Raw genomic sequence first — 13,552 nt, forward strand, 5'->3', positions numbered from 1 at the left:
TCACATATGAAAAAGGCTTTTGTGTATATAACTATCTTATTAGCATTTAGTTCAATCCACGTTTCCGCACAAAACACGTTGGGGCTTCCCCTCATCACCAATTACAATAAGTCCTTGTATAAAGGAGGCTTACGTACCTGGGGTATCAAACAGGACAGCAGGGGGATCATGTATTTTGCCAATGATGAGGGGCTTGTAACTTTTAATGGCGGTTTCTGGAAATTGTATCCATTACCTAACAAAACCATTTTACGTTCCATCTATATAGATAAGAACGACCGGGTGTATGTGGGAGGGCAGGATGAGATCGGTTATTTTGAGCCGGGAGCGAATAACGTCTTGCGCTATACGTCCGTAAAAAACATGATCCCGCAGCAATACAGGAACTTTTCGGATGTCTGGAATACCGTTGCGCTGGGGGAATCGATCTTTTTCCGGGTAGCTGACCGCATTTTTATGCTGGTTAACAACCGTATAGAGGTTTTTCTGCCAACTAAGGGAGAATGGCTGTTTATGGGAGAAGCCGGGGGAAGGCTCTTAGCCATGGACCAGAATTCCGGTTTGCTGGAATACAAACGTAACAAGTGGCTGCCTTTAATAAACGGCAGCATGTTAAAAGGCAGGGTACCGGCAGAATTCTTCAAGAGTGGGGAGAATAAATATATTATTGCAACAATTGATAACAACTTGTTCTCCTTACAAAATGATTCAATAAGTCACATTGATAATGTACCCCGGGGAGGTTTGTATACACCTTCTTATTCCAGGATCAGTGATTCCGAGTATGTTAAATCCACTTCAACACAAGGGTGTATCATACAGGATTTTCGGCATCAGTTTATACAGCGGATCTCTGTCAAGGAAGGATTGAAGAATAATAACGTCACATCTGTTTTTGTTGACAGGGAAAAGAATATCTGGGTGGGGGTGGACAATTCCATTAGTTTGATCAACTATAATTCTCCCATAAAGTTCCTCAGCCCTGATACCGTGAATAGTGTGATCGGCTATTCCTCCCTGATCTTTAAGAACAACCTGTATATATCTTCATCCAATGGAGCTTTTGTGGCTCCCTTATCCGGTCTTAAGGGGGATCTCAGCCTGGTGAAAAGCAGTTTTTCCTTAGTGAAGGGCAGCGATGACGGTGAGGGCTGGCAATTGGAAGAAATGAACCAGGAAATTATCCTGGCACATAACAAGGGCATTTTTGCTATAAAGAACAACCAGGCAGTTCCGGTTGCAGCCGGAGCAGGATGCTGGACCTTTTTGCCCACTTCATCTGTATATCCGGTAACGGATATTGTGGTAGGTACCTATTGGGGGCTTGATCTGCTGCAATACGGGAGCAATGGATTTCATAGCAGAGGTGCTTTAAAAGGAAGATCCGATTCATACCGTTTTTTAGTACAGGATGAAACAGGAGGGATCTGGGCATCGCATCCTTACCGGGGTATTTACCAGATCCAGGTATCCAGGGATAGCATGAAATTCAATACCCGCCTTTTTACAGACACGGATGGCCTGCCTTCCTCTTTTAATAACTATGTATTTAAGATCAAAAACCGGATCGTATTTCCAACAGAATCGGGGGTGTATGAGTTTGACCCGGCTACCGCTAAATTTATTCCATCCAGGTTCTTATCCGTTTTTGCGGGATTACCGGTGCGGTATATGAAAGAGGATGATAAAGGTAATATATGGTTCTGCAGCGGTAAGAAACTGGGGATTGCACAATTTTCGGCAAATGATCAGCAGGCGCCCTATACTATTTCTTATTTCCCGGAACTGGAAGGGTATACCTTGTCGAATTTTGATAATGTTTATCCTTACAACCAGCAGAACATTTTTATAGGTTCCGAAAGCGGCTCCATACATATTAACTATGAAAAATATGCGGAGCAAAAGCTGCAGCCCACTGTTCTTTTGAATGAAATTAAAGCCATTGGAAAAGAAGACAGCCTGGTATTCGGGGGATTCTTTCTCCGGGATAAAAAGGATGTTTTTTCCCAGCAACCGGAAGAGATGATCTCTCTTTCCTCCGTATTCAGTTCTTTTCACTTTGAATTCAGCTCTCCTATATATGGACGCCCCAATAATATCGAATACAGTTACCGGCTGGAAGGATATGAAAGGGATTGGTCTGCCTGGACCTCAAAAAAGGAGAAGGATTATACCAACCTGCCTGCAGGTAAATATACTTTTAACCTGAAGGCCCGGGATAATTTAAACCATGAATCGGCCATTGTTCAATATACTTTTACGATAATGCCGCCATGGTACTGGTCCGTCTGGGCAAAGGCTGTTTACTTCCTGGTGTTGTGCCTGGTTTTTTACCTGCTCAACGGATGGCATCGCAGAAAGCTGTTGCAGCAGCAAAAGAAGTTTGATGAAAAGCAAAAGCAGTTAGAATACATACATCAGTTGGAGTTAGAGAAAAATGAGAAGGAGATCATCAAGTTACAGAACGAAAAACTGGCCAGTGAAGTGGCTTTGAAGAACAAAGAATTGGCGAGTACAAGTATGCAGCTCGAAGGAAATGCCAATACATTTCATAAGCTCAGGGAAGAAGTGATTAAACTGGATAGTAACCCTGATAATAAAAGTGATATAAAGAGTATCATTTCTTTATTAAAAGAGGTGGAGGATAATAATGCCAACTGGGATAAGTTTGCCGTGCACTTTGATGAAGCCAACGATAACCTGCTGAAAAAACTAAAGAAAAATTACCCTAAGTTATCGCAAAGTGAATTGAAGATCTGTGCCTACTTATACCTTAACTTCTCCTCCAAACAAATATCCCAGCTCAGCAATGTCACGGTCAGGGGGGTAGAGATCCACCGTTACAGGATCAGGAAAAAGCTGGGCCTGCAAACCGGTGAATCACTCAATAGCTTCCTGGGAAATCTTTAAAACTTAATCAGCAGTTTTTCTGCCATCAGCTTATCGTCTTTATAGTATTCGAAATACCATGTGCCGTTTTTCTTCAGCACTATGCCATGGGAAGTTCCGTTATCGGCAATAAAATAATCAGGTACAGAAGTTTTAAACAGGGTTAAAACTTTCTTAGGCGTAGTATCTATTAACTGGTAGCCGGTAGCTGTTGATTGGGCGTATAATGTTCCCGCTGCATCTTTTGTTTCTGCCGGGGCAGCAGGAGGAGGAACAGGAGTGGGGAGCGGGGCTGAAGAAGTGGTTGAAATAATTCCCACGGCCGGAGCCGGAGCTACCTGTTGTGGCGCTGCATTGGTTGTTCCATTGTAAGCATATGGCACATCTTTAAGGGATGTATAGGCATCTCTTAAAGCCATTGTATAGGAAACATCAAATTCTTTTTCCCTGCTTTTTCCTTCTTTACTTTTAAAAACAATATTGCCCTGGCAATCCTTTAGTATAAGCGTAAGATTGGTAACAAACAGGCCTTTTTTCTGCACTACCTCGGCAGTCAATGCGTTACACCTGTTGCCGGCCAGTTCCTTAGGTATATCTGAATTGTCAAAATACGCGGAGAACCCTTTTTCTTCCAGGAGCGATTTGGCGAGTGTGTTTAATTCATACTGATTGGTTTCCCTGAGGAAGCTGAATTTCTCAGGTACCAGTACGTATTTGTAGTTATTGATCGTTTGCTGCTGGGCATACCCTGAAAGAGAAACGAGTAAAAAAAGTAACAAGATGTACCTTTTCATATGGCATTTTGTTTGGGAACGAATATAGGCAAAATGAGATTATCCTCCGAATTCCCAATTTCATTACATTTATAGCCAAATGGGGGATTCCACGATCACTGAAGCCGAATACCTGGAGCGGCTCCGAAAGGGAGATGCAGATGCATACATGCAGCTGTACGACAAATACAGTGCACATGTTTATGGATGGGTGTTACGTTTTGTGAAAGTGCCCGCCTATGCAGAGGACATTGTGCAGGATGTATTCCTGAAAATTTGGGAAGTCCGCGAACGGCTCGATCCCGCTCAATCTTTCCCTGCATACCTCTATAAGATCAGCCGCAACAAAACCTTCAATTTTCTCAGGAAGAACGCTTCTGATGAAGCTACACGCCTCCAGATCATGCAGCGCATTGGCGAAATAACGGAATCGCCCTACCACCAGGTGTTATGGGCGCAATACCAGCAAATGCTTAACAATGCCATTACACAACTGCCTTACCAGCGGCAAAGGGTTTTTACATTATGCCGGCAGGAAGGTAAGAGTTATGATGAAGCTGCAAAAGAACTGGGTATTTCCCGTAATACCGTAAAAGAACACATGGTCATGGCTCTCAAGGATATCAAGGCCTATTTCTACCGGCATGGTGATCTCTCCCTCGCTATACTGTTACTGATGCACAAATTCTAAGGTGCACATATAGTAATGAAATTTATTTGTTGACCAACCCACCCTCTTTTTCCCGGCAGGGGTATATATTAAAGTACCACGTACAAAACTGATACATGCCACAGGAAAAAGAACATTACCAGCAGCTGCTGCAACGTTTTCTTGCTAACAACTGTACTCCCGCAGAAACCGAGGAGTTATTGAACTTCCTGCAACAGGATGCCTCCAACCGCCTGCTGCTGGAAGAAATGAATACTTCCTTTGGCTCACCTGTACAGGAAGATCATGGCCCATGGCGTGATCGGGTTAGACAACAACTTCTCCTTGCCACACAACCGGTAAAAGTGATTCCTCTCTATAAAAAATGGCTGCCGAAAGTGGCGGCCGCGGTATTGCTGTTGGCGGTAGCCACTTTAGGATGGCAGTATTACCGCTCCGCAGAAAATGTAATACCTGCTGATAAGCTGGCCGGCAGTAAGCCGGATCCGCTGCCGGGTGGAAACAAGGCAATGCTCACTTTGGCAAATGGCACCACCGTAATGCTGGACAGCGCTACGAATGATGCTATTCCCAGCCAGGGAGCCACAAAAGTTATCAGGATAAACGGGCAATTAAAATATGAAGCAGGGCAGGCAGCAGATGATGCCGTGGTATATAATACGCTTAGCACACCAAGGGGCGGTCAATATAAAATAGAGCTGCCTGATGGTACGCTGGTATGGCTCAACGCGGCCTCCTCACTTCGTTTCCCCACCACTTTCAATAAGGGGGAACGTACCGTGGTGCTGAATGGTGAAGGTTACTTTGAAGTGGCGCATAAGAACAATATGCCATTTAAAGTACAGCTAGGCAGTGGTGTGGTGGAAGTACTGGGCACACGTTTTAACGTGATGTCTTACCCCAATGAAACAATAGTGAGAACAACCCTGCTGCAGGGTGCAGTAAAAGTGACGCATAGTGCTCACTCCGCCAGGCTCGTTCCGGGGCAGCAGGCCAGTTGGGCTGATGATGGCAGTAACATCACTGTCAGCCAGACGGATGCGGATGAAGCTGTATCCTGGAAAGAAGGGTACTTCCAGTTCAACAAAGCTCCGCTGGCTGATGTAATGCGACAGCTGGAAAGATGGTACAATGTGGAAGTCCGTTATGAAGGCAGTACCGGTAAAAGGGAATTCTGGGGTAAGATACCCAGGAATGTGCGGTTGAGTGAAGCGCTTAAAATACTAGAACTCAGTAATATTCCATATTCCATGAAAGGCGATACAATTATTATTCACCAGTAAAAACAACCAACATCGTTCACTTATGAAATGACAGTAGGGTAATGTAACTAAAAACGGAAGTGTCGTTACCACCTCCGTTATGCTCAGGTTATCATTACAAAATTCCGTGTATGAAAGATTGATTGACTCACCTAAACAACTCGAATTTATGCAATTATCAGGTCTCTTCAAAAACCTGAGCGAGAAACGTTTGCCTGTTACGAGGCGTTTCTGCCTCTTACCGTGCAGAAAAATCAGGCTCATTATGAAACTGACATACTTTCTTTTGCTGGCATGTTTTTGCCAGGTTCATGCAAGTAGTTACGCGCAAAAGGTTACGCTTCATGAAAAAAACGCGTCCCTGGAAAAGCTGATCAGGAATATTGAAAAGCAGTCCGGTTATGTATTCTTCCTGGACTACTCACTGATGGAACAGTCGAAAAAGATCAGTGTGGATATTACAGAAGGTACTTTACAGGAAGCGGTAGATCTCTGTATCCGGCCATTTTCGCTGACTTATATTATTGTTGGCAAAACCATCGTGGTAAAACAAAAAGCACCTGAGCCGGTTGATTCCGTCATCGAAGTCCGTGGTAAAGTAACGGATGTGGAAGGCAGGCCACTTCCGGGTGTATCTGTTTCGGTACCGGGTACCAGGCAGGGAACGGTTACAAGTGATAATGGCGACTTTGTATTATCGGTATCACCTGCAGCCAAACTGCATTTCAGTATGCTTGGTTACAAGGCTTCGGATATAGCAGTGAACGGGCAAAAGACCCTTACCGTGGTGCTTACTTTGCAAAACACCTCTGTGAATGAACTGGTGGTAGTGGGCTATGGCACACAACGCCGGGGGGATGTAACGGGCGCTATCGCTTCCGTAAATACCAAAACACTGGAAGGAACGCCCATCCGCTCTGTGGATCAGGCATTGCAGGGGAGGGTAGCAGGTGTTACCTTTGTACAGAACTCAGGTATGCCGGGAGCGGGTTCTTCTATTCGCGTGCGTGGTGGTAACTCTATCAACGGCAGCAACGAACCCTTGTATGTAATAGATGGAGTACCGGTATTTGCAGACCAGGGAAGTGATGGTACTTCGCTCAATCCACTGAACAGTATTAGTCCTACTGATATAGCCTCCATTGAAATATTGAAAGATGCCTCTGCAACTGCTATCTATGGCTCGCGGGGTGGTAATGGTGTTGTGCTGATCACTACCAATCGCGGAAAAAAAGGCGACTCCCGCATTACTTTTGATTCCTACTACGGTTCGCAGCAGATCCTTAAAAAATATTCGTTGCTGAATGCGGCACAGTTTGAGCAACTGGCTAATGAAGCCAGTGTTGCTGAAAATGGCCCGATCCTGTACGATCTCACCAAAACACCTGCTACCACAGACTGGCAGGGTGCTATTTTCAGAACGGCTCCCATACAAAGTTATTCCCTGTCTTTCTCCGGAGCAGATCCCAAGACGCGTTTCCTGGTTACTGCTAATTATTTTGATCAGCAGGGTATTGCCCGGGGATCTGATCTGAAACGTTATTCATTACGTGCTAACCTTGATAAGGACATCAGGGAAAACATCAAGCTCGGCAGCAGTCTTACTGTCAGTAATGTACGCACCAACAGGGTGAATAGCGGATCGCTGTTCACAATGGCCACTATGGCACCTAATCTGCCCATCTACCAACCGGATGGCAGTTATACAGAACTCAACAACCAGGGGGCACCTTTTGATAACCCGGTTGCATTGATTGACCACTACAAAAATTATAACAACGTTTATCGTACGTTGGGAAACGTATACGCCAGCATTAATATCACCAAAAACCTTACTTTCAAAACACTCTGGGGGGCAGATGTCAATTTTGCACGGAACGATATTTATCTTCCGCAATCGGTGTATTCCGGATCTCAGTTAGGTGGAAATGCATCGGTATCTACCAATCAGACCTTTACCTGGCTGAATGAAAATACACTTAACTATACCCTGAACCGGGATGGGCATCAGCTGAACCTGCTTGGTGGTTTTACCCAGCAAAGTTCTTCCTATCAATCGCTCGGCGCGGAAGCCCAGGGTTTCCTGAACGATAATCTCGGTACGAATGCATTGGGTAATGCCGCTTCGGTACAACCTTCATCTTCCAGCATAGCACGATGGGCGTTGCTGAGTTTCCTTGGCAGGGCCAACTATAGCTTCAAGAATAAGTACCTGCTTACACTCACCGGCCGGTACGATGGTTCCTCCCGTTTCGGGAAAAATAACCGCTTCGGGTTTTTCCCTTCAGTAGCAGTTGGCTGGAAGCTGGACCAGGAGGCTTTCATACGTGACCTGCATCTTTTCAGCACTCTGAAATTAAGGGTCAGCCATGGCCTCACCGGTAACCAGGATGGCATCGGTAATTATCCTTCTCTCGATCTGATGGGCAAGGCGAACTATTCCATCGGTAATGTAAATGTGATAGGACTTATGCCTTCCCAGGTAGGTAATCCTGATCTGCGCTGGGAATCCACCGCGCAATCAGATATTGGTCTTGAACTGGGTTTCTTCAATAATAAACTCACCTTCATCACAGATGTGTACTACAAAAAAACAAGCGACCTGTTGTTATATGTGAAAATTCCTACCACCTCCGGTTTCTCCACTTCGCTGCAAAACAGGGGGCAGGTAGAGAACAAAGGCATAGAACTTACTATTAATGCCACGCCGCTGGATAAGGAAGTACAATGGGAAACCGGTTTTAATATTTCCTTCAACAGGAACAAAGTGCTGGACCTCGCAGGTGCCGATCGTCTCTTTGCCGGCCAGGGGCCTAACCAGTCCACTATCGTACAGGTAGGTCAGCCGTTGGGAACTTTCTTCGGTTTTGAGGCGGCAGGTATTTTCAAGTCAAAGGAGGAAGTGGATGCTTCCGCTCAAAAAACGGCTAAACCCGGCGATATCAGGTTCAGGGATATAAACGATGATAAAAAGATCAATGATGATGATCGGGTACTATTGGGCAATGCACAGCCGAAATTCTCTTTCGGGTTTAGCAATACCTTCTCGCTGAAAGGGGTTGAGCTGATGGTGCTGCTTCAGGGCGTTTATGGCAACAAGTTGTATAATATTAATACCAATACACTGGAAAACCTCACCGGCCTGCAAAATCAGAGCACTACCACCTTGAACCGCTGGACACCGGCTAATACCAATACGAATATTCCACGCGCTACCACGGTAAAACCTACAGCCCGTTCCTGGGACCGGCTGGTGGAAGATGGTTCTTACCTGAGAGGTAAAACCGTGCAGCTGGGATACAATCTGCCATCGGCAGCTCTGCGGCGTATTAAACTCTCTGCGCTGAAAGTATATGTGAATGTACAGAACCTGTTTACCATCACGGACTATTCAGGACTTGATCCGGAAGTGAGCCGTTATGGATCAGATAATGTGAGTCCGGGTTTTGACTCCGGCGCTTATCCGAACGCACGCACGATTTCTTTTGGTATCAATGCCAGCTTCTAATCAAAATCATTCGTTATGAGATCTGCATTTTATTTCATCATCATATTTTTTACACTGGCAGTAGCGGGCTGCGCCAAGCTTGATGGTGTTCCGGAAGGGACCTACACCACGGGTAATTTTTATAAAACAGAAGCAGACGCTGTGTCTGCAGTGAATGCGGTGTATTCCGGCCTGACCAGTTCATACCTCTACAACCAGTTCATGGAAGTGATACAATCACAGGGTACAGACGACTGTGAATGGGGATTCGGCCGCAACACCAGCAATACAGATAAAACGGCGCTGGACAAATTCACCTTTGATGCCGGTACTAATTTATTTTTCCAGTTCTGGAGTACTTCTTACCAGGTGATCAACCGCGCTAATGCGGCTGCGGAAGGCATTGGCGCCATGACGGTAATTAGCAAGGAAAAAAAGGAACGTTTGCAGGCAGAAGCCCGGTTTGTACGTGGGCTGATGTATTTTAATCTCGTTCGTCTTTTCGGAGGTGTACCGCTGCAGCTTGTACCTACTACTTCACTCAATAATCTGGCAGTTAAAAGAGCAACGGAAGAAGAAGTGTATGTACAGATCATCGCAGACTTTCAATTCGGTGCGGAACATCTGCCACCGGCCTATGATGTGGTAAATGCAGGAAGAGCCACTACCGGAGCTGCCCTGGCCATGCTCGTGAAAACATACCTCACGAGGAAGGAATATACAAAAGCAGCAGAGGAAGCCAGGAAAGTGATGGCGCTTGGCCGTTATTCGCTATGGCCTTCTTACCAGGATGTATTCCTGATCGCCAATGAAAACAAAACCGAGTCCATCTTTGAAGTACAATTCCTGAGCGGCTCGGGTAATATTCCCAGCAGCTATGCAGGTTTCTATCGTCCTTCATTCGATAAACGGCCGGGATTCGGCGGTAATGGAGATAATCCTGTTACTAAAAATCACTACGATGCTTACGCTGATGGAGATCAGCGAAGGGATGTAAATGTGATAAAGTATTCCTATACCGCTGATCCCAAAGCACCTACCACCATCAAGAATCCCTATTACGTTGCCAAGTTTAAAGATCCTGCGGCACTGAATGTGAACGATGGCGGCAATAACTATTACATCGTTCGTTATGCGGATGTGCTGCTGATGTTCGCAGAAGCATTGTATTTGTCTACTCCCGGCAGTACCGAAGCGCTGGAAGCATTTAACCAGGTGAGGAGGCGTGCATACGGGCTGCCCGTTAATACACCATCTGTGAGAGATCTTGCAGGTGGGCTAAGTGTTACGGCCTTCCAGGATTCCGTACTGAAAGAAAGAAGGCTGGAATTCGCATTTGAAGGGCAGCGGCGCTTTGACCTGCTGCGTACAGGCAAACTGAAGCAGGCGATGAACGCACAGGATCCCGCTATCATCGTGAGAGATTCAGATACACTTTTCCCTATTCCGTCACAAGAGCGGGACACCAATCCTTTGCTGGAACAGAACCCGGGATTCTGATCATATATTTTTTTCGGCTGGCACGAACAGGGTTTTAGCTGTTCGTGCAGCTATACTCATGTTTAAATATTGACGAAAATGAAGACTTCAATTATCCGTGGCCTTGTAGTGATCGTGGTTTTGCTAACCGGCAACAGGCTCTTAGCCCAAAAACGCTGGGATGTATGTGTATATGGAGAAACGCCTGCAGGCATAACAGCAGCCATACAGGCCGCGAAAATGAACAAACAGGTACTGCTGATCAGTAATACCGCGCATTTAGGTGGTGTGGCCACTTCAGGGCTCACAGCTACTGACCTGAATAATTTCAGAAGCGCCGGCGGGCTTACGCGTGATTTTTACCAACGGTTGTATACCTACTACAGTGACAGCAGTGCATGGCGTAGTGAGTCCAGGGACGTATACTTTGAGCGTTCTAAAAAACGCACTTTTTCCGGCAAGAACGATTCTCTCAAAATGCAATGGGTATACGAATCCCGTGTGGCAGAAGGCATCCTGAAAAAAATGTTGCAGGAAGCTGGTGTTACAGTGGTGTATAAAGAAAGGCTGCAGTTGAAAAATGGCGTGGAGAAAAAAGATGCCAGTATTATTGCCATACTTATGGAGAATGGCCATCGCTATCAGGCGAAAATATTTATAGACGCTACCTATGAAGGAGACCTGATGGCAAAAGCAGGCGTTTCTTATAGTGTAGGGAGGGAAGCGAACAGTGTTTATAATGAAACGCTGAATGGCATCAAGCTCAACGAAATTATCGGTAAAGACCATGTTTCTATAGATCCCTATGTGAAAAAAGGTGTGCCCTCTTCAGGTGTATTGCCTTTCCTGGAACCCCGGATCCCGGGAGCAGATGGGGAAGGTGATCACCGCACACAATCTTACTGTTACCGGATGACCTTGACAGATGATCCGGCCAATCGCATCAACATTGTAAAACCAGCGGGCTATCAGCCGCTCTGGTATGAGTTCCTGGCACGTATGCTGGAATTGAATCCCGGCCACCTGCTGAAAAATATCATTTCCTTCACACCCATGCCCAACAAAAAAACAGATACTAACCAGGCTGATTTTGTGGGTGCCAATTATGGATGGCCGGAAGGTAATTATGCAGACCGGGATAAGATCGCCCAAATGCATAAGACCTATGTGTTAGGCCTGCTCTGGTTCCTGGGTAATGATCCCCGGGTGCCTGATTCCCTGCGTATGGAAATGAAACGCTGGGGTCTGCCGAAAGATGAGTTCAAAGACAACGGTAACTTCCCTCATCAATTATATGTAAGAGAAGCACGGAGAATGGTGAGCGATTATGTGATGACGGAAAAGAACTGTAATGGCGAAGAGCCGGTACAGGATGCAGTTGCCGTAGCCACCTATCCGCTCGACTGCCATTATGTTTCCCGTGTAGTGGATGAGCAGGGGAGAGTACATGCAGAAGGCAGTTACGGTAAGCAGAAGAATACCTATTACACCATCAGTTATCGCTCATTAAGACCACGTTCATCAGAAGCCCGTAACCTGCTGGTGCCGGTATGTTTGTCGGCCTCACATGTAGCTTACAGTTCTATCCGCATGGAGCCGGTATTTATGGTGCTGGGGCAATCTGCAGGTACTGCTGCTGCATTGGCACTTGATCGTAATATCAGTATACAGGAGTTGCCATATGATATTTTGCAGCCGGTATTGCTGAAAGATGGGCAGGTACTTTCACTCGACAGGAAATAAGCTAAATATGAAAGAATCAAACAAAGGTGCTGTTATTGCTGCGGTAGTAGTGGCTTCTCTCGGATATTTTGTGGATATCTATGATCTGCTGCTTTTCAGCATTGTTCGGGTACCCAGCCTGGAATCAATCGGGCTGCGTGGACAGGATGTAACAGACAAAGGAATTTTATTACTTAATGTGCAGATGACGGGAATGTTGTTAGGCGGCATACTCTGGGGTGTACTGGGCGACAGGAAAGGACGGCTGTCTGTACTTTTCGGCTCCATCTTCCTGTATTCCGCTGCCAACATTGCCAATGGTTTTGTGGACAGTGTATGGTCTTACGCATTGTGGCGTTTTATTGCCGGCCTTGGGCTGGCAGGTGAACTCGGCGCAGGTATCACACTCGTGGCGGAACTGATGCCAAAAGAAAAAAGAGGGTATGCCACTACAATTGTTGCTGCAGTTGGTATCAGCGGAGCAGTGGCTGCTTATTTTGTTGCGCAGCATTTCAGTTGGAGGACCAGCTTTTTTATCGGTGGCGGCCTGGGGCTTTTACTCTTACTGCTGCGGGTAGGCGTGGCGGAATCTGGTATGTTCGGTTCGGCAAAACAGTCAGAGAACAGGGGAAACTTTCTGGCACTTTTCACAAATGGAAAAAGGTTCTTCAAATACCTGCGCTGCATCCTGATAGGTGTGCCACTTTGGTTTGTTGTAGGTGTGCTGATCACCCTCTCTCCGGAATTTGGAAAGGTATTGCAGATCAAAGGCGATGTGAATGCCGGTGCTGCAGTGGCCTGGTGTTATGGTGGCCTTGTTGCAGGGGATATTTTCAGCGGTGCACTCAGCCAGTTGTTGAAAAGCCGGATCAGAGTAGTGTATGTTTATTTGTTCTGTTGCATGGCCGCCGTAAGCATTTACTTTCTGGCCTCCGGCATCAGCCTGCAGCTCTTTTACTGGGTATGTGGCCTGCTGGGTTTCTCTGTTGGTTATTGGGTGGTTTTCATGACTATCGCAACGGAACAGTTTGGTACCAATATCCGTGCAACGGTTACTACTACTGTTCCCAACTTTGTGCGTGGCGCGGTGGTGCCACTCACCTTTCTTTTTCAATCTATACAACTGCTTTTTAACGGCTCCCTTGTGTATGCCGGCATAAGCGTTGGCGTGATTTGCCTGGCACTGGCCTTCTGGTCGCTGGCCGGCATGCAGGAAACATTTCATAAAGACCTGGATTATCTGGAGGAATGGTAGATAAATAAACAATTT

General features: G+C 46.1%; 8 protein-coding genes. 7 read left to right on the forward strand and 1 reads right to left on the reverse strand.

Annotated features, from left to right (window positions below; all coding sequences use genetic code 11):
* The first annotated feature begins 6 nt into the window (after positions 1-6).
* Positions 7-2,910, forward strand: coding sequence for a helix-turn-helix and ligand-binding sensor domain-containing protein (locus AAHN97_RS07740; protein WP_343306990.1), 2,904 nt, complete (start codon positions 7-9; stop codon positions 2,908-2,910).
* On the opposite strand, the gene AAHN97_RS07745 is transcribed toward AAHN97_RS07740, so the two are convergent.
* Positions 2,907-3,683 carry a hypothetical protein gene (locus AAHN97_RS07745; RefSeq protein WP_343306991.1) on the reverse strand — a complete coding sequence of 259 codons (777 nt, stop codon included), beginning with the start codon at positions 3,681-3,683 and terminating at the stop codon, positions 2,907-2,909. The genes AAHN97_RS07740 and AAHN97_RS07745 overlap by 4 nt on opposite strands.
* Positions 3,684-3,762: 79 nt before the next feature.
* Between AAHN97_RS07745 and AAHN97_RS07750 the strand changes: the two genes are divergently transcribed.
* From AAHN97_RS07750 to AAHN97_RS07775, 6 genes are all read left to right on the forward strand, one after another.
* Complete coding sequence (locus tag AAHN97_RS07750; RefSeq protein WP_343306992.1) at positions 3,763-4,353, forward strand: RNA polymerase sigma factor; 591 nt, start codon at positions 3,763-3,765, stop codon at positions 4,351-4,353.
* A 95-nt stretch (positions 4,354-4,448) separates the two neighbouring features.
* Positions 4,449-5,615: a FecR family protein gene (locus tag AAHN97_RS07755; RefSeq protein WP_343306993.1), complete on the forward strand. Its 1,167-nt coding sequence runs from the start codon at positions 4,449-4,451 to the stop codon at positions 5,613-5,615.
* A gap of 244 nt (positions 5,616-5,859) precedes the next feature.
* Positions 5,860-9,102, forward strand: a complete 3,243-nt coding sequence (locus AAHN97_RS07760; protein WP_343306994.1) for a SusC/RagA family TonB-linked outer membrane protein — start codon at positions 5,860-5,862, stop codon at positions 9,100-9,102.
* Positions 9,103-9,117: 15 nt separating this feature from the next.
* The gene (locus tag AAHN97_RS07765; RefSeq protein WP_343306995.1) at positions 9,118-10,581 is read left to right on the forward strand and encodes a RagB/SusD family nutrient uptake outer membrane protein; all 1,464 of its coding nucleotides are present in this window, start codon (positions 9,118-9,120) and stop codon (positions 10,579-10,581) included.
* Positions 10,582-10,659: 78 nt separating this feature from the next.
* A complete protein-coding gene (locus tag AAHN97_RS07770) occupies positions 10,660-12,303 on the forward strand; it encodes an FAD-dependent oxidoreductase (protein WP_343306996.1) in 1,644 nt (547 codons plus the stop codon).
* Between the two features lie 7 nt (positions 12,304-12,310).
* On the forward strand, positions 12,311-13,537 hold the full coding sequence (locus AAHN97_RS07775) for an MFS transporter (RefSeq protein ID WP_343306997.1): 1,227 nt from the start codon (positions 12,311-12,313) through the stop codon (positions 13,535-13,537).
* Positions 13,538-13,552: the final 15 nt, after the last annotated feature.

This window comes from Chitinophaga niabensis (assembly GCF_039545795.1).
Classification (GTDB): domain Bacteria; phylum Bacteroidota; class Bacteroidia; order Chitinophagales; family Chitinophagaceae; genus Chitinophaga; species Chitinophaga niabensis_B.

Excerpts from the sequence above, each read along its gene's own strand:
- AAHN97_RS07765 (WP_343306995.1), top strand. The coding sequence starts at position 9,118 with ATGAGATCTGCATTTTATTTCATCATCATATTTTTTACACTGGCAGTA.
- AAHN97_RS07775 (WP_343306997.1), top strand. The coding sequence starts at position 12,311 with ATGAAAGAATCAAACAAAGGTGCTGTTATTGCTGCGGTAGTAGTGGCT.
- AAHN97_RS07740 (WP_343306990.1), top strand. The coding sequence starts at position 7 with ATGAAAAAGGCTTTTGTGTATATAACTATCTTATTAGCATTTAGTTCA.
- AAHN97_RS07770 (WP_343306996.1), top strand. The coding sequence starts at position 10,660 with ATGAAGACTTCAATTATCCGTGGCCTTGTAGTGATCGTGGTTTTGCTA.
- AAHN97_RS07745 (WP_343306991.1), bottom strand. The coding sequence starts at position 3,683 with ATGAAAAGGTACATCTTGTTACTTTTTTTACTCGTTTCTCTTTCAGGG.
- AAHN97_RS07760 (WP_343306994.1), top strand. The coding sequence starts at position 5,860 with ATGAAACTGACATACTTTCTTTTGCTGGCATGTTTTTGCCAGGTTCAT.
- AAHN97_RS07755 (WP_343306993.1), top strand. The coding sequence starts at position 4,449 with ATGCCACAGGAAAAAGAACATTACCAGCAGCTGCTGCAACGTTTTCTT.
- AAHN97_RS07750 (WP_343306992.1), top strand. The coding sequence starts at position 3,763 with ATGGGGGATTCCACGATCACTGAAGCCGAATACCTGGAGCGGCTCCGA.